The following is a 24,044-nucleotide window of genomic DNA, read 5'->3' as shown; positions in this document are numbered from 1 at the left end:
CCGATGGACCGGTTCGCCCGGGTGGCCGTGCACCGGCCGTTGTTTCGGCTGCTCCACTACCGGGTGCCGGAACACCTCCTGGACGAGGCCCGGCCCGGGGTGCGGTGCGTCGTGCCCCTGGGCCGGAGCCGGGTGGACGGGTTCGTGGTGGCCCTCGATCCCGAAGCCGAGGTCGGAGGGGTCCGGGACCTGTTGGAGGTGCTCGATCCCGACCCGGTCCTCCCGCCCGATCTGGTGGAGCTGGGGCTGTGGATGGCGCGGTACTACCAGCACTACCCGGGCGAGACCCTGGCCCGGATGCTTCCCCCGAGGCTCCGGGCCCGGGCCCGGCCCGTGTACCGGGCCGCCGGTTCGGAGCCGGCCGTGGGGGGGGAGGCCCGGCGGTTGTGGGAACAGGCGTGCCGCCCCGAGGGTCTCCGGGCCGATCGGCTGGGCCCCGCCCAGGCCCGGTTGGTGGCCGAGTTGGTCTCCACGGGGGCCCTGGTTCGGGGGTGGGCCGTGGAGGTGGGCGAGGCGCCGGCCGAGGTCTGGTTCGGCCTGGCGGCCGGTGCGCCGCCTCCGTCGCAGGTGGCCCGGCGGGCCCCGCGCATGGCCGAGGCCCTGTCGTGCCTGGCCGAGGGGCCGCTGCCGCGCTGGGCCCTGCGGCAGCGGGGGGTGGGGGCGGAGGTGCTGGGCCGGCTCGTGGCCAAGGGGTGGGTGGCCCGGTTCGACCGCACCCAGACGCCGGGGTCCGCCGGGACCTGGGCCGTGGCCCAGGGATCCGAGCGGCCGGTACCCACGTCCGAGCAGGCCGACGCCCTGGTTCGGGTGAGGGAGGCCCTTGACGAGCGGGCGTTCCGGCCCATCGTTCTCCAGGGGGTCACGGGCAGCGGCAAGACCGAGGTGTACCTGCGGGCGGCCGAGGAGACCCTGGCCCGGGGCCGGGGCGTGTTGTTTCTGGTGCCCGAGATCGGGCTGACCCCCCAGTTCCTCGGCCGGGTGTGCGCCCGGTTCGCCGACCGGGTGGCCGTGCTCCACAGCGGGCTGGGCGAGGGGGAGCGGGCCCTGCAGTGGGAGCGGCTTCGGCGGGGCGAGGTGGCCATGGCGCTGGGCGCCCGGTCGGCCGTGTTCGCACCCCTGGCCGACCTGGGGCTCGTGGTGGTGGACGAGGAGCACGAGCCGGCCTACAAGCAGGAGGAGGGGCTGCGCTACCACGCCAAGCACGTGGCTCTCTACCGGGCCCGGCAGGCCGGGGCCGTGGCGATCCTGGGCTCGGCCACGCCCGACGTGGAGAGCTTGTGGCTGTGCCGCACCAACCGCTACACCCTGTGCCGGCTGCCCCGGCGAGTCGGTGCCGCCGGGCCTCCCCGGATCCGGGTGGTGGACCTGCGCCAGGAGGACCGTCGGCGGGGTCGGAGGACCCTGATCTCCGAGCCCCTGGCCGGGGCCGTGGAGGGGGCCCTGGCCCGGAGGGAGCAGGCCCTCCTGTTTCTGAACCGCCGGGGGTTCAGCCCCGCCCTGGTGTGTGGGGCATGCGGCGAGGCGCTGCGGTGTTCCCGGTGCGCCGTGGGGCTCACGTTCCACCGCCGGCCGGGCGGGGGAGTCCTGCTGTGCCACTACTGCGGGGCCCGCCGGCCCGTGCCGGCGGCGTGCCCGGCGTGCGAGGCCCCGGGCCTCTCGCCGGTGGGCGCCGGAACCCAGCGGCTGCTGGAGGCGGTGCGGGCCCGCTGGCCCGAGGCCAGGGTGGCGCGGTTCGACCGGGACGTGGTGCGCCGCGACGGCGGCCGGTCGGTGCTCGTGGCGTTCGAACGGGGGGAGGTGGACGTGCTGGTCGGCACCCAGATGCTGGCCAAGGGGCACCATTTCCCCCGGCTCACCGTGGTCGGCGTGGTGGACGCGGACCTGGGGCTCCACTTCCCCGACTTCCGGGCCTCGGAGCGCACGTTCCAGCTCCTGGTCCAGGTGGCCGGGCGCGCCGGCCGGGAGGACCGGCCGGGGGTGGCCTACGTGCAGACCCGCAGTCCCGAGCACCCGGTGTTCCGGGCCGTGCAGACGGGGGACCACGACGCGTTTGCGCAGGCCGAGCTGGAGGCCCGGCGGGAGGCCGGGTACCCACCGTTTCGCCGCCTGGCCCTGGCGCTGGTGTCCGGCAAGGACCGGGAGGCGGCCGAGCGGGGCGCGGCAGGGCTGGCACGTCGGGCCTCGGCCGAGGGACGGCGCTGGGAGGTGGAGGTGCTGGGGCCCGCCCCGGCCCCGTTGGAGCAGCTGCGGGGTCGGTGGCGGTTCCAGGTGCTTCTGCGGGCCCCGGCCTCCGATCCCCGGCCGCTCACCGCGCTGTTGGGGCGGCTCCGGGCCCTCGGGGCCATGGACCCGCTCGGGGACGTGCGGGTGAGCCTCGACATGGACCCGGTGTCCATGCTGTGATGCGGCGCGGGGTCCGGCTTCCAGCGGATTTGTGTTTGCCCGGACCGTTGTTCTAAGGTACCCGGTCCTTCCGGGGAGGGCGGGGGCATCCATGGATCGAACCTGGAACGAAGACCGGGCCGTGGAGGCCCTGGTCCTCCGGAGCGCCCAGGGGGTGGGCGACCGGGCCTTCCGGCTTCTGGTGGACGCGTTCGGGAGCCCGGGCGCCGTGCTGGCGGCGAAGCCGGCAGAGCTCGCCGAGCGGTGCGCCGCGACCCCCCGGCTGATCGAGAGCCTCGCCCGGGCCCGCCGGCACCGCGCGTGGGCCGAGGCCCAGGTCGCCTGGGCCCGGAGGATCGGGGTGGGGGTGTGGGTGTACGGGGCCCCTGGCTATCCCATCCGCCTGAGGCAGATCCCGAATCCCCCCTCGGTTCTGTTCGCGGCCGGACCCCTCGATCCGGACGAGCGTCCGGCCGTGGCGGTGGTCGGAAGCCGCCGGGCCAGCGAGCACGGTCGGCGGTTCGCCCGTCGGCTCGGCCGGGAGCTGGCCGAGGCCGGGGTGGTCGTGGTGAGCGGCATGGCCCGGGGCATCGACAGCGCGGCCCACTGGGGCGCCCTGGAGGCCGGCGGGACCACGGTGGCCGTGTTCGGGTGGGGGCTCGATCACGTGCCCCGGGGATGGGCCCGGGACCTGGCCGCCCGGATCCGGCAGCAGGGGGTGTGCATCAGCGAGTTCCCCCTGGGGGTGGAGGCCCGGCCGGCCCACTTCCCCCGCCGGAACCGGGTGATCAGCGCCCTGAGCCTGGGGGTGGTGGTCGTGGAGGCGGCCCCGGGGAGCGGGTCGCTGATCACGGCGTCCCTGGCCCTGGAGCAGGGTCGCGAGGTGTTCGCGGTGCCGGGGGTTCCGGGCATGCCCAACACCCGGGGCACCCACGAGCTGATCCGGCAGGGGGCCCGGCTGGTGGAGGGGGTGGACGACATCCTGGCCGAGCTCGGACCGGCCGTGCGCCCCGCCCGCGAGGGGGGAGCGCCCGGGGGCGGGCAGGAGCCGCCGCCCCGGCTTCGCCCCCTGTGGCAGGCCCTGGGCCCCGAGCCCGAGCACGTGGACGCGATCCTGGCCCGGGCCGGCTGGTCGGCCTCGGAGGGGGCCGCGGGCCTCATGGAGCTGGCGCTGGCGGGCCTCGCCGAGGAGTGGCCGGGCCGGCGCTACTGCCGGGCCGGCGGGCGAAAAGGGACGTAAAGGGCTGGAAGGCTGGAAGGCTAGAAAGCTGGAAGGCTGGAAAGCCCCTCCAGGCGCCTGCGGGGCCCTATAGCGGGAAGGGTAACTTTCGTTGATCCGGGGCCTTCACGCCGGAGGCATGGGGCCCGTGTCCGGCCGCTAGCGGCCCAGCGGGCCGAAGGCCCCAGACCGACGACCGTAGACCGACGACCGAAGTTGCGAAGTTACATGGAAGCCGGGTGGTTTTCGAGCCTTCTAGCCTTCCAGCCTCCTAGCTTCCAAACGGAAACCGCGATGCGAGGAAGACTGTTCGACGTGGTTGCCTACATCACCCGCCGGTACGGCACGGCCCGGGCGGCCGGCCGCGATCCGAAGGAGATGCGCGACGAGCTCCTGGACATGGGGTTCGAGGAGGACGACGTGGAGCGCGCCCTGGCGTGGCTCCGGCGCCTGCGGGAGCGGGGCGGCGCGCCCCCGGCCCTGGAGGAGCAAAGGACCGCGGTGCGGGTGCCCGCGGCCGAGGAGGCCCTGCGGGTCTCGCCCGCGGCCTGGGGGCTGCTCCTCCGGCTCGAACGGGCCGGCGTGGTGGACCCCGCCCTGCGCGAGCTCGTCCTGGAGCGGGCCCTGAGCCTCGATCTGCCCGAGGTGGGCCCGGAGGAGCTCCGGGTGCTCGTGGGGCTCGTGCTGCTGAGCCGTCCGGGGGCGGACGAGGCCCTGGTGCAGGCGGTGCTCGAGGACCGGGTCGACGAAGTGCGGCACTGAAGGAGGTTGGAAGGCCAGGCGGTCGGGAGGCTGGGGTTCCGGCCTTCCCGCTTTCCAGCCCTCCAGCCTATGAGAAAAAAGGACTCCGATGGGAAAAGCACTGCTGATCGTGGAGAGCCCGGCCAAGGCCCGGACCCTCAAGGGCTACCTGGGCAAGGACTTCCAGGTCGAGGCCAGCGTCGGGCACATCAAGGACCTGCCCAAGAGCGAGCTGGGCGTGGACGTGGACAACGGGTTCGCCCCGCGCTACAGCGTGATCCGGGGCAAGGGCAAGGTGGTCCAGCGCCTCAAGCAGGCCGCCAAGGCCGCGGACGTGGTCTACCTGGCCCCGGACCCGGACCGCGAGGGCGAGGCCATCGCCTGGCACATCGCCGAGGAGATCCGGCCCAAGCGGGGCGAGAAGCCGATCTACCGGGTGATGATCCACGAGATCACCAAGAAGGGGGTACGCAAGGCCCTGGCCGAGCCGGGACGGCTCGACCCCAACCGGTACAACGCGCAGCAGGCCCGCCGGATCCTGGACCGGCTCGTGGGCTACCAGATCAGCCCCATCCTGTGGGAGAAGGTGCGGCGGGGCCTTTCGGCCGGCCGGGTCCAGTCGGTGGCCCTGCGGCTTGTGGTGGAGCGGGAGCGGGAGATCCAGGCCTTCGTCCCGGAGGAGTACTGGAACCTCGAGGCCCTGCTGGAGGGCTCGGTTCCCCCCTCGTTCAAGGCCAAGCTCCGCAAGGCCGAGGGCAAGACCATCCGGGTGCGCACCGTCGACGAGGCCGAGGCGATCCGCGCCCGGCTCGCGGCGGAGACGTTCCGCCTGGCCCGGATCGAGAAGAAGGAGAGGCGCCGGGGGCCGGCCCCGCCGTTCATCACCTCGACCCTGCAGCGCGAGGCGTTCCGCAAGCTGCGGTTCTCGGCCCGCAAGACCATGACCCTGGCCCAGCGGCTCTACGAGGGCGTGGACGTGGCCGGCGAGCCCGTGGGCCTGATCACCTACATGCGCACCGACTCGACCCGGCTCTCCGACGACGCCGTGGCCGCCTGCCGTGACCACATCCGGGCGACCTACGGTCCGGAGTATCTGCCCCCCAAGCCGGTGGTTTATCGGACCAAAAAAGGGGCCCAGGACGCCCACGAGGCGATCCGGCCCACGTCCATGGACTACACCCCGGAAAAGGTCCGGCCGTTCCTGGAGCCGGACATGTTCCGGCTGTACAAGCTGGTGTGGGACCGGTTCGTGGCCTGCCAGATGGTGCCGGCCCGGTTCGACGAGACCGTGTTCACCATCGAGGCCGGGCCCTACGAGTTCCGGGCGGCCGGCGAGGTGATGCGGTTCGCCGGGTTCATGGCCGTGTACGTGGAGGGCACCGACGACGAGCCCGCGGACGCCGAGTCGGCCGAGGGCAAGCTGCCGGCCCTGGCCGAGGGCGAGGTGCTCCGGTGCCTCAAGCTGGACGCCCAGCAGAAGTTCACCCAGCCCCCTCCCCGGTTCACCGAGTCCACCCTGGTCAAGGAGCTGGAGGACAAGGGCATCGGCCGGCCGTCCACCTACGCCCAGATCCTCTCGACCCTGAGGGACCGCGGGTACGTGGAGATGAAGGAGCGGCGGTTCGTGCCCACGGACCTGGGCATCCTGGTGAACGACCTGCTCGTGGCCAACTTCCCCCAGGTGATGGACGTGGGGTTCACGGCCCAGATGGAGGCCGAGCTCGACCACGTGGAGGAGGGCAAGCGCGACTGGCGCGAGCTCCTGAAGAACTTCTACGCGCCGTTCGCCCGGAGCCTGGAGCGGGCCAGGGAGCAGATGGAGGACGTCAAGGCCCGCCAGGAGCCCACCGACATCGCCTGCGACAAGTGCGGCAAGCCCATGGTGATCCGGTGGGGCCGCAACGGGTTTTTCCTTGCCTGCTCGGCCTACCCCGAGTGCCGCAACACCAAGGAGTTCGAGCGCCTGGCCGACGGCACCATCCGGGTGGTCGAGGGCGAGCCCACCGGCGAGTCCTGCCCGGAGTGCGGGGCGGACCTGGTGATCCGGCGGGGTCGGTTCGGCCGGTTCGTGGCGTGCACCAAGTACCCCACCTGCAAGTACACCGCGCCGGTGGGCACCGGGGTGGCCTGCCCCCAGGAGGGGTGCGACGGCGAGCTGGTGGAGAAGCGCAGCAAGCGGGGCCGCACGTTCTACTCCTGCAACCGTTACCCCCAGTGCGACTACGCCCTGTGGGACCGGCCGATCCCCCGGGAGTGCCCGGACTGCGGCCATCCGTTCCTGGTGGAGAAGACGGGCCGGGGCGGGGCCACGGTGCGGTGCCCCCGACGGGGCTGCGGATACCGGGAGACCGGGGACTGATCCCCAGGGTTGCCAGCGGCTCGAAAAAAGGTACGTTGTCTCTCGGTGTAAGGCACGGTGGAGGGGCGCGACGAACGGAGCGAGGACCCAAACCCGAGGCCCGGAGCTTCCCAGCTTTTCAGCTTTCCAGCCTTCTAGCCTTCCAGCTTTCTAGCCGAGAGCGCACGCCATGGACACCTACTACGACCCCAAGGATCTGGCGAAGTTCCCCGAGGCGGGCAAAGACGCCCCCGAGATCACCCAGAAGTTCTTCGAGTACTACCAGGCCGTGTTCGCCGAGGGCGAGCTGACCGAGCGGGAGAAGGCCCTGATCGCCCTGGCCGTGGCCCACGCGGTCCAATGCCCCTACTGCATCGACGCCTACACCCGGGCCAGCCTGGAGAAGGGGGCGACCCCCGGCGAGATGGCCGAGGCCGTGCACGTGGCCGTGGCGATCCGGGGCGGCGCCTCGCTGGTCCACGGCGTTCAGATGCAGAACGTGGTGGAGAAGATCTCCCTGTGAGCGAGGCGGTGACGGTGGAGCCGGGCGCGGTCGAGCCGTTCGCGTCGGTGCTGCGGCGGCACGGCCTGGAGCTGACGCGGGGGGAGACGACGGCCCTGCAGGTGAACGTGGGGCGCCTGTGCAACCAGGCGTGCCGCCACTGCCACCTGGAGGCCGGGCCCGGCCGTCCCGAGGTCATGGGCCCCGAGACCATGGACGAGGTGGTCCGGTTCGCGGCCCGGGCCGGGTTCGCTGCCGTCGACGTCACGGGCGGAGCCCCCGAGCTGGTGCCCGACATCCTGGACCTGCTCGCGGCCCTCCGGCCCCACACCCCCCGGCTGATCCTGCGCTCGAACCTCACGGCCCTGCGGGAGCGGGGCCCGGAGTTCTGGGGGCGGCTCCGGGACCTGGGCGTGGTGATCGTCACCTCGTTCCCCTCGGTGAGCCGGGCCCAGACCGACGCCCAGCGGGGGGCCGGGGTGTGGGAGCAGAGCCTCGACATGCTCCGGCGGCTCAACGAACTGGGCTACGGGGTGGAGGGCACCGGGCTCGAGCTCGACCTGGTGTCGAACCCGGCCGGCGCGTTCCTGCCGCCCAATCAGTGCCGGGCCGAGGAGCGGTTCCGGCGCGACCTGGCTCGGCGCTGGGGGATCGTGTTCTCCCACCTCTACTCCTTTGCCAACGTGCCCCTGGGCCGGTACCGCCGCTGGCTCGAGGAGTCCGGCAACCTGGCCGGGTACCTCGAGAAGCTCGCCCAGGCCTTCAACCCCGCCACCGTGGGCGGCCTCATGTGTCGCACCCAGCTCTCCGTGGCCTGGGACGGGGTGCTCTACGACTGCGACTTCCACCTGGCCGCGGGCCTCCCCCTGGGCGGCCGACCCCGCCACGTCTCGGAGTGCGAGGGCCCCCCGCCGGCCGGCACCCCCGTCGCTGCAGCCGATCACTGCTACGCCTGCACGGCCGGCTCCGGCTTCACCTGAGGCGGCGCCATCGCGGCCTAGGCAGGCCGGAGAAACCGAACCTCGGGACACCACCTCATACCAAGTTGCGTTCAAACCAAAAGCTATCCGGGGGACCGGGACAAGGGGCCTGATGTCTTTGAACGCAACTTGGTATCAGGAGGGGCCTCCGGGGCGCCGTTTCGGAGGAACTCCCGGAACGCCCCGAGCACCCGGGTGACGTGACGACCCCTGCGCTGGATCAGGAGGAACTGGCGGCGCAGGTCGAGAAACGGGGCGTGCACCGGGGCCAGCCACCCCTGTTGGAGCTCCCTCTCCACGGCCAGCCGCGACAGGCACCCGATTCCCAGCCCCGCCTCCACCGCCCGCTTGATCGCCTCGGTGTGCCCCAGCTCGAGGGCGATCTCGAACTCGGGCACCCACTCCCTCAGGGCCCGCTCGAACACCTGCCGGGTGCCGGACCCGTGCTCCCGCATGATCCAGCCCGGTGACACGAGGGCCTCGGGCGTTACCTCGGCCCCGGCCAGGGGATGGGTGGGGCCGGCGAACACCACTAGCTCGTCCGGGAGCCACGGCTCCACCTCCGCTCCGCCGGCGCGGGGCGGCCCCTCGATGAACCCCAGGTCCAGCATCCCCTCCAGGACAGCGGTTTCGATGGCGTGGCCGTTGGCCACGATCTGCTGGATCGTGACCCGGGGGTGGAGCCTGCGGAACGCCGCGATCCAAAAGGGCATCACGTAGTTGCCGATGGTGGTGCTCGACCCGACCCGCAGCGCCCCCACCAGGTCTCCCCCGTCCGGCGACAGGAGGTTCACCAGGTCCGAGACCTGGGCCAGCACCCGGCGGGCCTCGGGCAGCAGGACCCGTCCCCGCTCGTTGATCCGGAGGGTCCGGCCCCGACGGTCGAACAGCGGCCCCCCCAGTTGGCGCTCCAGCTGGGCGAGGGAGGCGCTGACCGCCGACTGGGTGAGTCCCAGGAACTCTCCCGCGCGGGTGACGCTGCCGTGGTCGGCCACGGCGCAGAAGACCTCGAGCTGACGAAGGGTGATGTTCATGGCGCCGGAGTATATCACTTGAATAGATATGAACGTAAAGAATTATGAATTTGTATTGTTTGTTGGTCCTGCCTATCCTCCCGGGCGTACGGCCCGTCATGGGGTGGCGGCCGCCCCCCCCATCCACGACCCACCGGCCCCGTCCCAGGGGCGAGACCGTCATCGAAGGGGAGTCATGGACCCAAAAGGCTCGCAGATTCGACAGGCGATTTTCGTGGCACTGCTGTTGGCCTCGTGCCTGCCGTGGGTTTCCCCGGCCGTGGCGCTCGGCGCGGGGCTCGTCGTCGGGCTGGCCGTGGGGAACCCGTGGCACGACCTCACGGCCAAGGCGAGCAAGCGACTGCTTCAGCTGTCGGTGGCCGGCCTGGGGTTCGGCCTGGGCATCGGACAGGTGTGGCAGACCGGCCGGGCCGGGCTCGGCTACACGGTGGTGGGCATCCTGGCCACGGTGGCGATCGGCCTGGCGTTCGGCCGGTTCCTCCGGGTCCGGGCGAGCACCGCGGCGCTCATCTCGGTGGGGACCGCCATCTGCGGCGGCAGCGCGATCGCGGCGGTGGCCCCGCTGATCGAGGCCGAGGGCGAGGACATCGCGGTGTCGCTCGCCACGGTGTTCGGTCTGAACGCCGTGGCGCTGCTGGTGTTCCCGCCCCTGGGCCACGCCCTGGGGTTGACCCAGCGCCAGTTCGGTCTGTGGGCGGCGCTGGCCATCCACGACACCAGCAGCGTGGTCGGCGCCAGCGCGGCCTACGGCAGGGCAGCCCTCGGCCTGGCCACCACCGTGAAGCTCGCCCGCGCCGCCTGGATCGTGCCGGCCACGTTGGGGCTGGCGTGGGTGCGGCGTGGCGGCGGCCGGGCCCGGTTCCCCTGGTTCATCCTGGCGTTCCTGGCCGCCTCCGCCCTTCGCACCGCCCTTCCTCAACTGGGGTTCCTGTGGGGAGGGCTCTTCGGCATGGCCCGCCGGGCCCTCGTGGTGACCCTGTTCCTGATCGGGGCGGCCGTGGACCGGGACATGCTCCGGGCCATCGGCACCCGGCCCCTGGCCCACGGGCTTCTCCTGTGGCTGGTGGTGGGCTCCGGCACCCTGGTCGCCATCGTGGAGGGGGTGATCCGGTAGCGATCCCCGACGCACAACGGAGTTTCGGGACAGACGGTCGATCTCCCGGCGGGCCTCCGCCAGGGGCCGGCCGTTTCGCCTTCTTCTCCGGACAGGATCCGACCGCCATTCCCCGTTTCGGTTTCCCCCGAGGTTGCCGGACCCGCGGGGTTTCCCGTACCATAGCGAACCGCCATTCACACGGAGGGGATCCATGGCGGGGCGACAGGGCGGGGACGGCACGGATCGAACGAAACGGCCACTGGGGTGCTGCTGCGCACCGGGTGGCCGTTTTTTGCGCCCACCGCCGATCGTGTTCGCAGCCGAACGGGGATGAGGGGGTAGATCCAGGGGGTTCCGCATGGACGTGTTTTCGCGTCGCGAGCCCACATTCATCTGAACCCCGTCCGGACCGGAGTGGTGAGCGGTGTGGATGAGTTGCGCAGGTGCCGGTGGAGCGGGCATGTGGTGTTGATGGGATGGGCTCTCGACAGCTCCCGGGGCAGCCTGTGGATGAGGTACCACGCCCAGGAGGGTTCAGGAGCTTGACGCAACGAGGCACCAGCGTCCCCCAGGGCCCTGCCCCATACTGCTCATCGGTAAGCGCCCTATAAACCGCTTCTGTTCGGGCTGACCGCGGGGCCTGGCATCCTCCGAACCGACTTGAGGAACCCGTTGTTGTGTCGCGAAGGAGGCTGGCATGGCCCCTGTGGGCAGGTACCGGGTGAAGCGGCAGCGCAGGCGGCAGAAGGCGCGGGGGAGCTGGTTTTTACTGATCGGAGTCATGGGGTGATGGGTGCGGGGGCCGTCAGACCTCCACGAGTCCTAGCCGAGCAAAGGCGTGAAAGTCCCGATCGTTGTGGAGAAGGGGGACGCGGTTCTCGATGCACCACGTGGCAATGATGCAGTCGATGGTCTTGCGAACCGTGATCCCCTGGCGGCGAAGGATCCGATAGTGGCCGGCGCTCTTCCGAGCAATGGCCTCGCCCACGAGGGGGACGACGGCATAAGCCCGGAACGCGTGCTCGACGCGCCGAACATCTTGATCCGTTCGGACCCCTTGGAGGATCTCGGCGAGGATGAGGTCTCCCAGGAGGATCTCCTCCTCGCCCAGAAGCCGTTTGAGCTTGTCCACGTGGGCAAGGGGGCGGGCCCGGAACAGGTCGATCCACACCGACGTGTCCACCAGGATCGCCACGATGGGCCTCAGTCGTCGGGGCTCGGGACACGGGTTTGGCGCAGGGCCTCGAGGTCCCCCTCCCAGTTCAGGGTGCCCTCCAGCGCCAGCACGTCGCGCTGCCGCTCGAGCCGAACCAACCGCCGGAGGGCGAGGTCCACGACCTCCCGTTTGGTGCGAGACCCGGTGAGGCGCATGGCCTCCCGAATCAAGGCGTCATCGATCACGATGTTCGTTCGCATCCCGGGTGCTCCTCCACAATGTGTAGAAACAAACAAAAGCATACACCTCTACCCTTTCCACCACAAGGACAGGGTCGGCACACGTGCAGGCAAGGAGCGAGTTCTGCGCAACAGCCCCCTCGGCTTCGGCCGGGGGTACGCCCTGCAACGGGAGGCCGAGGACTTGGGGGCCGGCCGGGAGTCCCAGTGGGCTCCTACGAAGTGCCCGGCTCGTGCGGCAGAGCCCCTGCTCCGCGTACGACGGCGAGTTCCAGGTCTTGGCCCAGCATCTGGGGTGTAGGCTAGTCACGGCCGACAGGTCCGTACCGCGCTCGTTCCCCTCGGTCGCTGTTTCGGTGCGCGACGCCGTCGCAGGGGGATAGGTCATGGGTTTCCGTTTCTGGAGACGGATCCGGATCGCACCGGGCGTGGACCCTGACAATTCCACAGGAGAGCGGAATTGGACATGCCGAAGGCATGCCCGTAGGGCGAGGGCCATGGACGGCCCGAGTCAAGCTGAGCAAGTCGGGTGGGTCCCTCCCGTTCGGGCCGCGGGGGGCCAAGTTCACGATCGGTCCGAAGATTTGCTCCGGGCGATCCGGTCCTTGCGTCCGTGGACAATCCCTGGGATTCGCCGGTAGGATGCCCTCTTGTTCGGAGAAAAGGGCCTGTCTGTGCGGCGGGAGGGGGGGCGGGTTGCGGCGCGCGGGGAAGCCATCCTTGCAAATGGAAAGGCATCCTTTTGTTTTGCAAGCATGATTCGCCGAACGCTCCAGTTCGGCGTCGCCCGAGCTCACCCGCCACGCGTCCGAGACCCTGGCGGGCCGGGTCGTCCGATGCGAGCGCGGAGCGAGGAGATGAGAGAGGTTTTTGGCTTCCGAATCTTCCGGCCTTTCGGCCTCCCGGCGGGCCGAAGGCCCAGAGGCCGGAGAGCATGAGGGCCTTTTCGTTCGTCCACGCGGCCGACCTGCACCTGGACGCGGCGTTCCAGGGGTTCGCCGGCCTGCCCGATTCCCACGGCCACGTGTTCGAGGCGCTGCGGCGGGCCACGTTCGAGGCGTTCGGGAACCTGATCCGGCTGTGCCTGGACGCGGGGGTGGACTTCCTCCTGGTGGCCGGCGACGTGTACAACGCGGCCGATCGCAGCCTGAGGGCCCAGCTGGCGTTCCGGGACGGCATGCGGCGCCTGGCCGAGGCCGGCATCCGGGCCTACGTGGCCCACGGCAACCACGACCCCCTCGACTCCCGGGTCCACTCGGTGCGGCTGCCCGACACCGTGCACGTGTTCGGCAAGACCGAGTCCTCGGTGGGGTTCGAGAAGGAGGGGGAGCCGGTGGCCCGGATCCACGGAGCGAGCTTCCCCACCCGCGTCGTGGGGAAGCGGTTCGCCCGGAAGATCCGGCGGGAGGGGCCCGAGCCGTTCCAGATCGGGCTCCTGCACTGCACCGTGGGCCCCCACGCCGGGCACGAACAGTACGTGCCCCGCACCCTGGACGAGCTGCGCCGGGCCGGGCTCGACTACTGGGCCCTCGGCCACGTCCACACCCGGAGCGAGCTTTCGGAGCGCGACCCGTTCGTGGGGTACCCGGGCAACCTCCAGGGGCTCCACGCCAACGAGGCCGGACCCCGGGGGTGCTTCCTGGTGCGGGTGGACGAGACGGGCCGGATGGCCCCCCCGGAGTTCGTGGCGGTGGACGCCGTGCGCTGGAGCCGCCGCGCCCTGTCCATCGAGGGGCTGCCCGACATCCCCGCCCTGGAGCAGGCGCTCGGGACCCTGCTCGACGAGGAGGCCCGCGGCAGCGACGGGCGGCCGGTGGTGGTGCGGATCGAGCTGAACGGCCGGGGGCCCCTGCACGGCGAGCTCCTGCGGAGCGGCACCGCGGCCGCGCTCCTCGAGTCGATCCAGCGGGCCGGGGCCGATCTGGACCCGTTCGTGTGGCCGGAGCGGGTGGAGGTGCGCACCCGGCCCGAGGTGGACCTCGACCGGCGCCGCTCCGGTGACGACTTCGTGGGGGAGTGCCTTCGGCTGATCCAGGAGTACCGCGGGGCCGACGCCGGCGGGCGGGAGCCGTTGCGGGCCTGTCTCGACGAGCTGTTCGGCCACCCCCGGGCGTCGCGCTTCCTTCCGGACCTGACCGACGACGACCTGCTCGAGCTCCTGGACGAGGTCGAGACCCTGTGCGTGGACCGGCTCATCCCGGAGGAGGGGTGATGCGTCTGGTGGAGATCCACGTCGATGGGTTCGGGGCGCTTCGGGATCGGTCCATCACCGACCTGCCGCCGGGCCTGTGCGTGTTCCACGGAGCCAACGAGGCCGGCAAGAGCACCCTGTTGGCGTTCGTGCGGCGGATCCTGTTCGGGTTCCCCGACCGCCGGTCCAACGTGAACCACTACGACTGCGTCCACGGGGGCAAGAAGAAGGGGCGCCTGGTGTTTCTCCGGGGCGGGGAGCGCGTGGTGGTGGAGCGCGTCGAGGGCGCCCGGGGCGGGCCCGTGAAGGTGGTGTTCGCGGACGGCACCCAGGGCGGCGAGGCCGAGCTGAGCCGGCTCCTGGGCAGCACCACCCGCGACGTGTACCAGAGCGTGCTCGCTTTCAGCCTGGACGAGCTCCAGACCTTCGAGACCCTTGCGAGCAACCAGGTGGCCGACGCCCTCTCGGTGGCGGCCATGGGCGAGAACCCCCAGCGGCTCGGGCAGGTGCGGGCCGAGTGGGAGGGCGAGCTCAAGGGCCTGTTCACCCGCAAGGCCCACAAGGCCGCCATCACCGAGGGGCTGCGGAGGATCGAGGCCCTCCGGGACCGCGTCCGGGATCTGGAGCGGGACCCGGAGGCGTACGCCCGCCTGTGCGACGAGATCGCTTCGCTGGAGCGCGAGCTCCAGGCACTGGAGTCCGAGCGCAGGGAGAAGGGGGGGCTCCTCGTGGGGGTCCGCAATCTCATCCACGCGTGGCCGGACTGGCACGCGCGGGCCCTGGCCGCGGCCGAGCTTGCCGGGCTGCCCCCGGTGCCCTCGTTCCCCCCCGACGGGATGGGCCGGCTCGAGGCCCTGGTGGGGGAGCGCAGGACCCTCGAGCGGACCGGCGCCCAGCTGGAGGAACGGCTCCGCGAGGTGCGGCGGGAGCTGGCCGCCGTCGAGTGGGACGGGGCGCTCCTGGCCGAGGCCCGGGCGGTGCGGGAGCTCGAGCGGGGCCTGAGCGGGTTCGAGGAGACCCAGGGCCAGATCCGGTCCCTGGAGCGCGAGCTCCAGGACCTGGAGCGGCGGCTGGAGTCCCTGGCCCGGGAGATCGGGCCGGGGTGGGCCGAGCCGGAACGGCTGCGGCGGTTCGACCTGTCGAGCCGGAGCCGGGAGGCGTTCGAGGGGCTGCAACGCTCGGTGCGGGAGGGCCGGCACCGGGTGGAGGCCCTGCAGCGGGAGCGGGAGGCCGCCGAGAGGGCGCGGGCCGAGGCCGTGGAGATCGAACGGCAGCGGGCAGAGGCGTACCAAGAGATCCCAGACCCTCCCCCCGGCCTCGACGAGCGGGAGGTCCAGGCCCATCACAGCAAACAGCAGCACTTTGCCGCGGCGCTTCGCGACCTGCCCCTGCGCAGGGAGGAGCTGCGCCGGGAGCGGGACGACCTGGCCCGGTTCCTCCAGGAGGTGGACCTGGACTGGCCCGAGGAGCGGATCGAGGGGCTCACCGGCACGGTGACCCTGCGGGAGGGGGTGCGCCGGGCCCAGGACCGCCTGGCCCGGGCCGAGGAGGCGCTCACGCGCGCGGACTTGGCCGAGCGCCAGGCCCGGGAGCGGCTCGAGGAGGCCCGGGCCAAGGCGCTCCAGGCAGAGGAGCGGCTCGGGGAGGCCCCGGCCCCGCCCGTGCGGGACGAGGACGAGCTCCGGCAGCGCCGGGACCTGGTGCGCCGGCTCCGGGCCCGGCACGGGGCCGTGCTCCGCCTGGAAGCTGAGGTCCGGGCGGGGGAGCAGCGTCTGGCCGATCTGGAGGAGTCGCTGGGCGTCCGGGGCGGGCCCGACTTGGACGCCGGGACCCGGCTGCCCGGGTGGGTGTGGGGCGCGGCCGGCGTCGGTCTGGTGGCCGTGGCCGGCTGGGCGCTCCAATCCGGGAACACGGCGCTGGCGGCCGCCCTGGCCGTGCTGGCCGCCGGGGGGGCGGTCGGGTACGGGCTCGTGCGGCGGCACGCCGCCCGGGCCGCCGCCGCGGAGCAGGCCCTCCGCAGGAGGCGCGACCAGGTGCGGGCCGAGCTGGAGGCCCTGCAAGACCGCCTCGGGGCGGCCCGGAAGGATCTGGCCGACCTGTGCGAGGCCGGCCGGGTCCCCGTGCCGGTCACGGACGAGGTGCTGGAGACCCTGGAGGCGGAGCTCGACGCCTGGGCCGGCCAGCTCCGGGAGCGCCGGATGCTGCTTCGGGCGGCGGACGAGGCCCGGGCCGAGCAGGCCGAGGCGGCGAGGAGGCTCGAGGCGGCCGAGCAGACCCGGGCCGAGGCGGGGCGGGCCCTGGAGGCGGCCCGCCGGGAGTGGGCGGACTGGCTCGGCCGGAACGGCTTCGACCCCTCCCTGTCGCCGGACATGGCCGTGGACGTGCTCCGCCGGTTGGAGGCGGCCCGGGAGCGGATGCGCTCGATCCGCAGCCTCGAGGACCGGATCGAGCGCATGGAGGAGACGCTGCGCGCAGACGTGGCCGAGCTCAACGCGCTCCTGGCGCGCCTGGGTCGGCCACCGGTGGAGCCGGAGCGGTTCGTGGAGACGGTCGGCAACCTGCTCGCTGAGGCGGACCGCGCCAGAGAGCTCGCGCGCCAGAAACAGGCGGCCCGGGAACGGGCCGAGGAGGCCCGCCGGAACCGGGAGCGGGCCGACGAGGCCCTGGGGCAGGCCGACGAGCGGCTTCGGGACGCGCGCCAGGCCCTGGAGCGCGCCGAGGCGGCGTGGGCCGCCTGGGTCCGCGATCAGGGCCTGCCCGAAGGGCTGTCGGTGGACGCGGCCGTGGACGTGTTCCGTCGCGTCGAGGCGTGCCAGGAGATCCTCGATCGCATCGAGGAGGGGCGCGCAGGGCTGGAGCAGCGCAAGAGCCGGGCCGCGGAGTTCCTCCGCCGGATGAACGAGGTGCTGGCGAGGCTGGGCCGGCCGCCCTGCGACCCGGGACAGGTGCCCGGCGCGGTGGCCGCGCTGGCCCAGGACCTGGAGCACGCCCAGGGGGCCTTCCAGAAGGCCGAGGGCCTTAGGGCCCGGATCGCCGACCTGGAGGGGGAGCTGCGGTCCCTGGAGGGCCCCTTGCGGGCGAACCGCTCCGAGATCGAGAGCCTGCTCCGGAAGGCCGGGGCCCGCGACGAGGACGAGTTCCGTCGCAAGGCCGAGGTGTTCCGGCGCAGGGCCGAGCTGGAGCGAGAGGTGCGGATCCGGGAGGCCGCGCTGGCGAACCTGCTGGGCGACGGGGCGCTCGACATGCTGGAGCGGGCCTACCAGGAGAGGACGGCGGAGGACTACCGGCAGCAGGAGGCCGCGCTGACCCAGGAGCTGGAGACCCTGGGTGACCGGATCAGCGAGCTCCACCAGCGCCTGGGGGCGAAGCGACGCGAGCTCGACCAGCTGGAGAAAAAGGAGGAGATCTCGGCCCTCCGGCTCCGGCTCGCGGCCGAGACCGGGGCCCTGGAGGACCGGGCCCGGCAGTGGGCGCGGCTGCGGCTGGCCCTGTTCGTCCTCGAGAAGGCCCGGGAGAAGTACGAGGAGAGCCATCGGCCCGAGGTGCTGAGGGAGGCCGAGACCACCTTCGCCCGCCTCACCTCCGGCCGCTACGTGGGCATCCGGTCTCCGCTGGGCGAGAAGGGGGCCCTGCGGGTGGTCGCGGCCGACCGGTCCGAGCTCACGCCCGAGCAGCTCAGCCGGGGCACGGCCGAACAGCTCTACCTCTCGATCCGGTTCGGGTTCGTGCGCCGGTTCCTGCGGGGCACCGAGCCCCTGCCCCTGGTGTTCGACGACATCCTCGTGAACTTCGACCCCCACCGGGCCCGGGCCGCGTGCGAGGCCATCCGAGACCTGGCCGACGAGGTCCAGATCCTCTTCTTCACCTGCCACCCCGAGACCGTGGACCGGTTCCGCAGCGTCTGCCCCGATCTAGAGGTGAGGGAACTCGTCGCTTTGTAGGAGGTGCGGCCGGGGACCCCATGGCGAGCGGCGCTTGAAGGGTCTGGGGCGGTTCGGCTACCATGCCCCGGCCCCGTGCTTCCCCCGGACGAGCCATGAAACGACCTTCCGACCGCGCCGTGGTGCAGGCGCTCCTCTTGGCGGCTTGCTTTCTCATCCTGGCCCGGCCCGAGCGGCTGTGGTCGTCGATCCCCCCGCGGCTTCCCCCCGAGGTGGTGGCCCCGGTGTTCGAGCCGGTGGCCGACCCGGTGGTTCCGCCCCTGTCCCAGACCCTGGCCGACCGGGCCGAGGACGGGCTGCTGCGGGCGGCCGGGGCACGCAGGGTGGCCGGCAGGGTGGGCCGGGGGGAGAACCTGGCCTCGCTGCTGGGGGCGGCCGGGGTGCCGGCCCGGGAGGTGCTCGCGTTCGCAAAGGCCCTGAAGCCCGCCCTCGATCCCAAGCGGATGCGGCCCGGCGACGACTACGAGGTGTGGGTGGGGCCCGGGGGGCGGATCGTGCGGTTCGAGTACCGCCGCAGCCCCCTGGAGGTGTACCGGGCCGAGGCCCTGCCGGCGGGCGGGTGGAGGGCCTGGCGGGTGGACGTGCCGGTGGACCGGCGCGAGACCAGCCTGGTGGGCCGGGTGGACGGCAGCCTGTACGAGGCGTTCCTGGGGGCCGGGGCCGACGTGGACCTGGCGATGGCGTTCGTGGAGCTGTTCTCCTGGGACGTGGACTTCACCCGCGAGACCCGGGAGGGGGACGAGTTCCGGGTGATCTACGAGCGGCTGTGGGTGGGGGACGAACTGGTGGGCAACGGCCGGATCCTGGCGGCCCAGTACCGGGGCCGGTCCGGCACCCACACGGCCGTGTACTACCGCTCGAAGCGTACCGAGGGGTACTTCGACCCCGACGGCGGCAGCGTGCGCAAGAGCTTCCTGCGCTCGCCCCTGCGGTTCACCCGGATCTCGAGCCGGTTCTCCCTGCGGCGGCGCCACCCGATCCTGAAGGTCGTGCGGCCCCACCGGGGGGTGGACTACGCCGCGCCTCGGGGCACCCCGGTGTGGAGCGTGGCCGACGGGGTGGTGAAGTTCGCGGGCTGGAAGGGGTCGGCCGGCAAGGTGGTGATCGTGCGCCACAGCCGGGGGTACGAGACCTACTACAACCACCTGTCCCGGTTCGCCCGGGGGGTGCGGCGGGGCACCCGGGTGCGCCAGGGCCAGGTGATCGGGTACGTGGGGAGCACCGGGCTGGCCACCGGCCCCCACCTGGACTTCCGGGTGAAGAAGAACGGCCGGTGGGTCAACCCCCTGACCGAGCGCTACCCTGCCGGGGACCCGGTCCCCAAGGCCGAGCGCGAGGCCTACCGGGCCTGGGCGGCCCGATGGGTGGAGCGGCTCGAGGCCCTGTCGCCGCGCGTGGAGGTGGCCCGGGAGGCCCGGCCGTGAGGGCCGTGGTCCAGCGGGTCAGCCGGGCCGAGGTGCGGGTGGGGGGCGAGCCGGTGGGCCGGATCGGCCGCGGGTTCCTGGTGCTGGTGGGGGTGGAGCCCGACGACACCGAGGCCGATGCGGCCTACGTGGCCGACAAGGTGGCGGGCCTGCGGGTGTTCGAGGACGAGGCCGGCCGGATGAACCGGGACCTGGCGGCCGTGGACGGGGCGGTGCTCCTGGTGAGCCAGTTCACCCTGCTGGGGGACTGCCGCAAGGGCCGCCGGCCGTCGTTCACGGCCGCGGCCCCGCCCGACCTGGCCGAGGCCCTGTACGAGGACGTGGCCGACCGCCTGCGCCGGGCCGGGGTGCCGGTGGCCACGGGTCGGTTCCGGGCCGAGATGGAGGTGGAGTTGGTGAACGACGGGCCGGTGACGCTGCTGCTGGACTCGAAACGGCGGTTCTGACCATGGTGCTGGGTCTTCTTTCCGACACCCATCTGTCGGAGCCCGACGAGCGGCTCGAGGCGGTGCTGGCCGGCCCCCTGGGGCCGGCCCAGGTGCTCCTGCACGCGGGCGACCACACCGGGCCGGCCGTGGTGGACCACCTGGAGTTCGTGGAACCCCGGCCGTACCACGGGGTGCTGGGCAACATGGACGGGCCCGGTCTCGCGGGCCGGCTGCCCCCCACCCGGGTGCTGGAGGTGGGCGGGTGCCGGGTGGGCCTGATCCACGGCTGGGGCCCGCCCGACGGCCTGGTGAACCGGGTGGCCGAGGCGTTCCGGGCCGAGGAGGTGAGCCTGGTGGTGTTCGGCCACAGCCACCGGGCCGAGGACCGGATGGTGGGGGGCGTGCGGTTCGTGAACCCCGGCTCCGCGTTCGACCGGCGCTGGTCGTCCCGCCGCACGGTGGCCCTGGTCGAGGTGGGGCCGTCCGGGGTGGAGGGGGTGGAGTTCGTGGAGGTGCCGGGGTGACCCCGAAGCGGCTGTGGGCGCCCTGGCGCATCGAGTACATCCGGGGGCCCAAGCCCCAGGGTTGCGTGTTCTGCAGCGCCCTGGCCGCGGGGGACGACCCGGGCGCGCTGATCCTCCGGCGGGGCGAGGGCGCCTTTGTCATCATGAACCGCTACCCGTACAATGCCGGGCATCTCATGGTGCTGCCGGTGCGCCACGTGGGCGGCATGGAGGACCTGACCCCGGCCGAGGCCGCGGAGGTGTGGCGGCTGGCGGTGGAGGCCAAGGCCGCCCTCGACCGGGTGCTGAGGCCCGACGGGTACAACGTGGGCCTCAACCTGGGCCGGGCCGCCGGGGCCGGGGTGGCCGAGCACCTGCACCTGCACGTGGTGCCCCGGTGGGTGGGCGACACGAACTTCCTCCCGGTGCTCGACGACGTGCGGGTGGTGAACCAGTACCTGGAGGACCTGTACGCCCAGATCCGCGAGGCCTGGACCGAGCGGGACTGAGGGCGGGGATCGTCCGGCTTCGAGGAGGAGTCCATGTTTCGTTTCATCAAGCGGGTGGTGCTGGCCGCGGTGATCGTGGCGGTGGCCCTGGTGGCGATCCAGCCCGAGAACCTCCAGGCCCTGGGCCAGACGATCCGGTTCCACATCAAGCTCTGGGACCTGTGGACCTTCTACTCCACCCCCCCGTTCCCGGTGGCCCTGCTGTTCGGGGTGTTCTTCCTGCTGGGCCTGGTGGTGGCCGGGTTCCACGGTATCTTCGAGCGGATCGCCCGGCGGGCCGAGGTGCGCAAGCGCGACCGCCGCATCCGCGAGCTGGAGAAGGAGCTCGAGCGCCTGCGCAAGCAGCTGGCCGAGCTGCCCCCCCCCCCGTCCGAGCCGAGCCCCCCGGCCCAGACCGGCCCCGCCGCCCCCCCTGCGGCCGCTCCCCCCGAGGAGGAGCCCACTCTTTAGCACCGCGGAGAGCCCATGCCGGCCGCCCCCCAACCCAAGAACGAGGCTGGCGCACCCCGGCTCACGCCCATGATGCGCCAGTACCTGGAGCTCAAGCAGGCCCACCCCGACTGCATCCTGCTGTTCCGCCTCGGCGACTTCTACGAGATGTTCTTCGAGGACGCCGAGGTGGCCAGCCGGGAGCTCGAGATCACCCTGACCAGCCGCGAGAAGGGGGACAACGCGGTGCCCATGTGCGGGGTGCCCTGGCACTCGGCCAAGGGTTACATCGCCCGGCTGGTGGAGCGCGGCCACAAGGTGGCGATCTGCGAGCAGGTGGAGGACCCCCGCGAGGCCAAGGGTATCGTGCGCCGCGAGGTGGTCCAGGTCATCACCCCCGGGCTGGTGACCGACACCGAGATGATCGAGGCCAAGGAGCCCCAGTACCTGGCCGCGGTGACCCCCGGCCGCCGGGCCGTGGGGTTTGCCTACGCCGACGTCACCACCGGCACGTTCCGGGTGGGCGAGGCCCGGGACTGGGACGAGCTGGCCGACGAGCTCGGCCGGGTGGGCCCCCGGGAGGTGCTGGTGCCCGAGGGCGAGGAGGTGCCGCCCGCGGTGTTCGGCCCGGGGGTCGAGGTGACCCGCCGGCCGGTCGAGGAGTTCGACCGGCGCCGGGCCCGGAAGCGGTTGCGGGACCACCTGGCCGGGGCCGACCTGGCCGGGTACGGGGTGGACGACCTGGCCGAGGGGCTCCGGGCCGCGGCCGCGGTGCTCACCTACGTGGGCGCCAACTACCCCAGCGCCCTGGCCAACCTGAGGTCCCTGGCCCGCCACGCCTCGGGAACCCACCTGGTGCTCGACGAGACCACCCTGCGCAACCTGGAGGTGTTCGCCACCCTGTCGGGGGGCCGGCGGGAGGGCACCCTGGTCCACCTGCTGGACCGGACCCGCACGCCCATGGGAGGCCGGTGCCTGCGGGAGTGGCTGGCGTTCCCCCTGCGGGACGTGGACGCGATCCGGGGCCGCCAGGAGGCGGTGGCCGAGCTGGTGCGCCGGGGCGACACCCGACGTCGCATCCGGGAGCTTCTCAAGGGGGTCTACGACGTGGGCCGGCTGGCCGGCAAGGTGGCCATGGCCACGGCCAACGCCCGGGACCTGGTGGCCCTGCGCACCTCGCTCGGGTGCCTGCCCGGGCTGGCCGAGCTCCTCCACGGCGCGGACTCGGCCCTGCTGGCCGCCCTGGGCCAGGACCTGGGCCCCCTGCCCGAGCTCACCGACCTCCTGACCCGGGCCCTGGTGGACGACCCGCCGGTGGTGCTCACCGAGGGCGGCATCCTGCGCGACGGGTTCGACCCCGAACTCGACGAGCTCCGGCTGATCCAGCGGGACGGCCGGGGCTGGATCGCGGGGCTCCAGGCCCGGGAGCGGGAGCGCACGGGCATCGGGTCGCTCAAGATCGGGTTCAACAAGGTGTTCGGGTACTACATCGAGGTCACCCGGGCCAACCTGCACCTGGTGCCCGAGGAGTACGAGCGCCGTCAGACCCTGGCCAACGCCGAGCGGTTCGTGACCCCCGAGCTCAAGGAGATGGAGGCCAAGGTCCTGGGGGCCGAGGACCGGGCCAAGGCCCTCGAGTACCGGCGGTTCGTGGAGCTGCGCGACGAGGTGGCCCACCACCTGGACGCGCTGCACGCCCGGGCCCGGGCCCTGGCCGTGCTCGACGTGTTGGCCGCCCTGGCCGAGGTGGCCGTGGAGCGCGGGTACGCCTGCCCCAAGGTCCACGAGGGGTTCGAGCTGGCCATCCAGGGGGGCCGCCATCCGGTGGTGGAGGCGAGCCTCCAGGGCGAGCGGTTCGTGCCCAACGACCTCACCCTCGACGCGGACCAGCACCTGGCCATCATCACCGGGCCCAACATGGCGGGCAAGTCCACCATCCTCCGGCAGACCGCCCTGATCGTGCTCATGGCCCAGATGGGCTCGTTCGTGCCGGCCGAGAGCGCGTCGGTGGGCCTGGTGGACCGGATCTTCACCCGGGTGGGGGCGTCGGACGACCTGGCCCGGGGCCGGTCCACCTTCATGGTGGAGATGACCGAGACGGCCAACATCCTCCACAACGCCACCCCCCGCAGCCTGGTGGTGCTCGATGAGATCGGCCGGGGCACCTCCACCTTCGACGGCCTGTCCATCGCCTGGGCCGTGGCCGAGCACATCCACGACCTGGGCGCGCGCACCCTGTTCGCCACCCACTACCACGAGCTCACCGACCTGGAGCGCACCTGCAAGGGGGTGCGCAACTACAACGTGGCCGTGAAGGAGTGGGAGGGCAAGGTGATCTTCCTGCGCCGGCTGGTGGAGGGGGGGGCGAGCCGCTCCTACGGCATCCAGGTGGGCCGGCTGGCCGGCCTGCCCGAGGCCGTGGTGGCCCGGGCCCGGGAGATTTTGGAGAACCTGGAGGAGGGGGAGCTGGACGAGGGGGGGCGGCCCCGGCTGGCCCTGTCGCACCGGCTCGCCGCGGCGGCCCCGGCCCGGCAGCTGGACCTGTTCGCCGCGGCCCGGGAGCGCCGGCTCACGGGCCTGGTGCGGGAGGTGGCCTCCGTGCCCGTGGAGGGTCTGACCCCGGTCGAGGCCCTGGTCCGGCTCGACGAGCTCCGCGCCCGGGCCCGGGACCTGCTGGAGAAGGAGGCCCGGGAATGAGGGGCCTGGAGAGGCGGAGCGGCGCCCGCGCCGGCTCCGGGACACCGGCTCCGCGGTTGCGGCCCGGGGACGGGGCCCGGTGGAGTGCCGGACGCGGCCCCTCAGCTCGCCGCGCCCTCCCCCTGTGCGATCCGCCTGCGGACCCCTCGGTGTTCCGTCGGCGAGGCCCGAGGTGCCGGCCCAGCCAACGGCATGGAAAGGCGCGGCGATCGGATGCCGCACTCGCGGCCGGCCG

At 72.8% G+C, this 24,044-nt stretch carries 18 protein-coding genes; 15 read left to right on the top strand and 3 right to left on the bottom strand.

Annotated features, from left to right (window positions below):
- The first annotated feature begins 3 nt into the window (after positions 1–3).
- The 6 genes from priA to arsS all read left to right on the top strand — a co-directional run bounded on the left by priA (position 4) and on the right by arsS (position 8,162).
- Positions 4–2,403 (top strand): replication restart helicase PriA, encoded by a 2,400-nt coding sequence (gene priA / locus DEFCA_RS0110950; RefSeq protein WP_025323060.1) that lies wholly within the window; start codon positions 4–6, stop codon positions 2,401–2,403.
- A 91-nt stretch (positions 2,404–2,494) separates the two neighbouring features.
- Positions 2,495–3,622 carry a DNA-processing protein DprA gene (dprA, locus tag DEFCA_RS0110945; RefSeq protein ID WP_025323059.1) on the top strand — a complete coding sequence of 376 codons (1,128 nt, stop codon included), beginning with the start codon at positions 2,495–2,497 and terminating at the stop codon, positions 3,620–3,622.
- A 273-nt stretch (positions 3,623–3,895) separates the two neighbouring features.
- Positions 3,896–4,363, top strand: coding sequence for a DUF494 family protein (locus DEFCA_RS0110940; protein ID WP_025323058.1), 468 nt, complete (start codon positions 3,896–3,898; stop codon positions 4,361–4,363).
- An 88-nt stretch (positions 4,364–4,451) separates the two neighbouring features.
- Complete coding sequence (gene topA, locus DEFCA_RS0110935) at positions 4,452–6,701, top strand: type I DNA topoisomerase (RefSeq protein WP_025323057.1); 2,250 nt, start codon at positions 4,452–4,454, stop codon at positions 6,699–6,701.
- 169 nt (positions 6,702–6,870) lie between these two features.
- Positions 6,871–7,203: an arsenosugar biosynthesis-associated peroxidase-like protein gene (locus tag DEFCA_RS0110930; RefSeq protein ID WP_025323056.1), complete on the top strand. Its 333-nt coding sequence runs from the start codon at positions 6,871–6,873 to the stop codon at positions 7,201–7,203.
- Positions 7,200–8,162 carry an arsenosugar biosynthesis radical SAM (seleno)protein ArsS gene (gene arsS, locus DEFCA_RS0110925; protein WP_025323055.1) on the top strand — a complete coding sequence of 321 codons (963 nt, stop codon included), beginning with the start codon at positions 7,200–7,202 and terminating at the stop codon, positions 8,160–8,162. The genes DEFCA_RS0110930 and arsS overlap by 4 nt, the downstream gene beginning before the upstream one ends.
- Positions 8,163–8,245: 83 nt before the next feature.
- On the opposite strand, the gene DEFCA_RS0110920 is transcribed toward arsS, so the two are convergent.
- On the bottom strand, positions 8,246–9,196 hold the full coding sequence (locus DEFCA_RS0110920; RefSeq protein WP_025323054.1) for a LysR family transcriptional regulator: 951 nt from the start codon (positions 9,194–9,196) through the stop codon (positions 8,246–8,248).
- A 214-nt stretch (positions 9,197–9,410) separates the two neighbouring features.
- Between DEFCA_RS0110920 and DEFCA_RS0110915 the strand changes: the two genes are divergently transcribed.
- Positions 9,411–10,310, top strand: a complete 900-nt coding sequence (locus tag DEFCA_RS0110915) for a YeiH family protein (protein WP_245693463.1) — start codon at positions 9,411–9,413, stop codon at positions 10,308–10,310.
- Between the two features lie 787 nt (positions 10,311–11,097).
- Here the strand turns inward: DEFCA_RS0110915 and vapC are convergent.
- The gene (gene vapC / locus DEFCA_RS0110905; protein ID WP_025323052.1) at positions 11,098–11,487 is read right to left on the bottom strand and encodes a type II toxin-antitoxin system VapC family toxin; all 390 of its coding nucleotides are present in this window, start codon (positions 11,485–11,487) and stop codon (positions 11,098–11,100) included.
- Between the two features lie 8 nt (positions 11,488–11,495).
- The gene (locus tag DEFCA_RS0110900) at positions 11,496–11,708 is read right to left on the bottom strand and encodes a type II toxin-antitoxin system VapB family antitoxin (RefSeq protein WP_025323051.1); all 213 of its coding nucleotides are present in this window, start codon (positions 11,706–11,708) and stop codon (positions 11,496–11,498) included.
- Positions 11,709–12,621: 913 nt separating this feature from the next.
- Here DEFCA_RS0110900 and DEFCA_RS24190 point away from each other — a divergent pair.
- The 8 genes from DEFCA_RS24190 to mutS all read left to right on the top strand — a co-directional run bounded on the left by DEFCA_RS24190 (position 12,622) and on the right by mutS (position 23,809).
- Positions 12,622–13,899 (top strand): metallophosphoesterase family protein, encoded by a 1,278-nt coding sequence (locus tag DEFCA_RS24190; RefSeq protein WP_025323050.1) that lies wholly within the window; start codon positions 12,622–12,624, stop codon positions 13,897–13,899.
- On the top strand, positions 13,899–17,819 hold the full coding sequence (locus DEFCA_RS24185) for an AAA family ATPase (RefSeq protein ID WP_025323049.1): 3,921 nt from the start codon (positions 13,899–13,901) through the stop codon (positions 17,817–17,819). Before DEFCA_RS24190 ends, DEFCA_RS24185 begins: the two co-directional genes overlap by 1 nt.
- Before the next feature lie 95 nt (positions 17,820–17,914).
- Positions 17,915–19,243, top strand: coding sequence for a M23 family metallopeptidase (locus tag DEFCA_RS0110885; RefSeq protein WP_025323048.1), 1,329 nt, complete (start codon positions 17,915–17,917; stop codon positions 19,241–19,243).
- The gene (dtd, locus tag DEFCA_RS0110880; protein ID WP_025323047.1) at positions 19,240–19,689 is read left to right on the top strand and encodes a D-aminoacyl-tRNA deacylase; all 450 of its coding nucleotides are present in this window, start codon (positions 19,240–19,242) and stop codon (positions 19,687–19,689) included. Before DEFCA_RS0110885 ends, dtd begins: the two co-directional genes overlap by 4 nt.
- 2 nt (positions 19,690–19,691) lie before the next feature.
- Complete coding sequence (locus DEFCA_RS0110875; protein WP_025323046.1) at positions 19,692–20,195, top strand: metallophosphoesterase family protein; 504 nt, start codon at positions 19,692–19,694, stop codon at positions 20,193–20,195.
- Positions 20,192–20,683: an HIT family protein gene (locus DEFCA_RS0110870; protein WP_025323045.1), complete on the top strand. Its 492-nt coding sequence runs from the start codon at positions 20,192–20,194 to the stop codon at positions 20,681–20,683. Before DEFCA_RS0110875 ends, DEFCA_RS0110870 begins: the two co-directional genes overlap by 4 nt.
- A gap of 33 nt (positions 20,684–20,716) precedes the next feature.
- Positions 20,717–21,133 (top strand): LapA family protein, encoded by a 417-nt coding sequence (locus tag DEFCA_RS0110865; RefSeq protein ID WP_025323044.1) that lies wholly within the window; start codon positions 20,717–20,719, stop codon positions 21,131–21,133.
- 15 nt (positions 21,134–21,148) lie between these two features.
- Positions 21,149–23,809: a DNA mismatch repair protein MutS gene (mutS, locus tag DEFCA_RS0110860; protein ID WP_025323043.1), complete on the top strand. Its 2,661-nt coding sequence runs from the start codon at positions 21,149–21,151 to the stop codon at positions 23,807–23,809.
- Positions 23,810–24,044 lie beyond the last annotated feature (235 nt).

It is taken from the genome of Deferrisoma camini S3R1 (genome assembly GCF_000526155.1).
Taxonomy (GTDB): domain Bacteria; phylum Desulfobacterota; class Deferrisomatia; order Deferrisomatales; family Deferrisomataceae; genus Deferrisoma; species Deferrisoma camini.
This window is presented reverse-complemented; position numbering and strand designations above follow the sequence as displayed.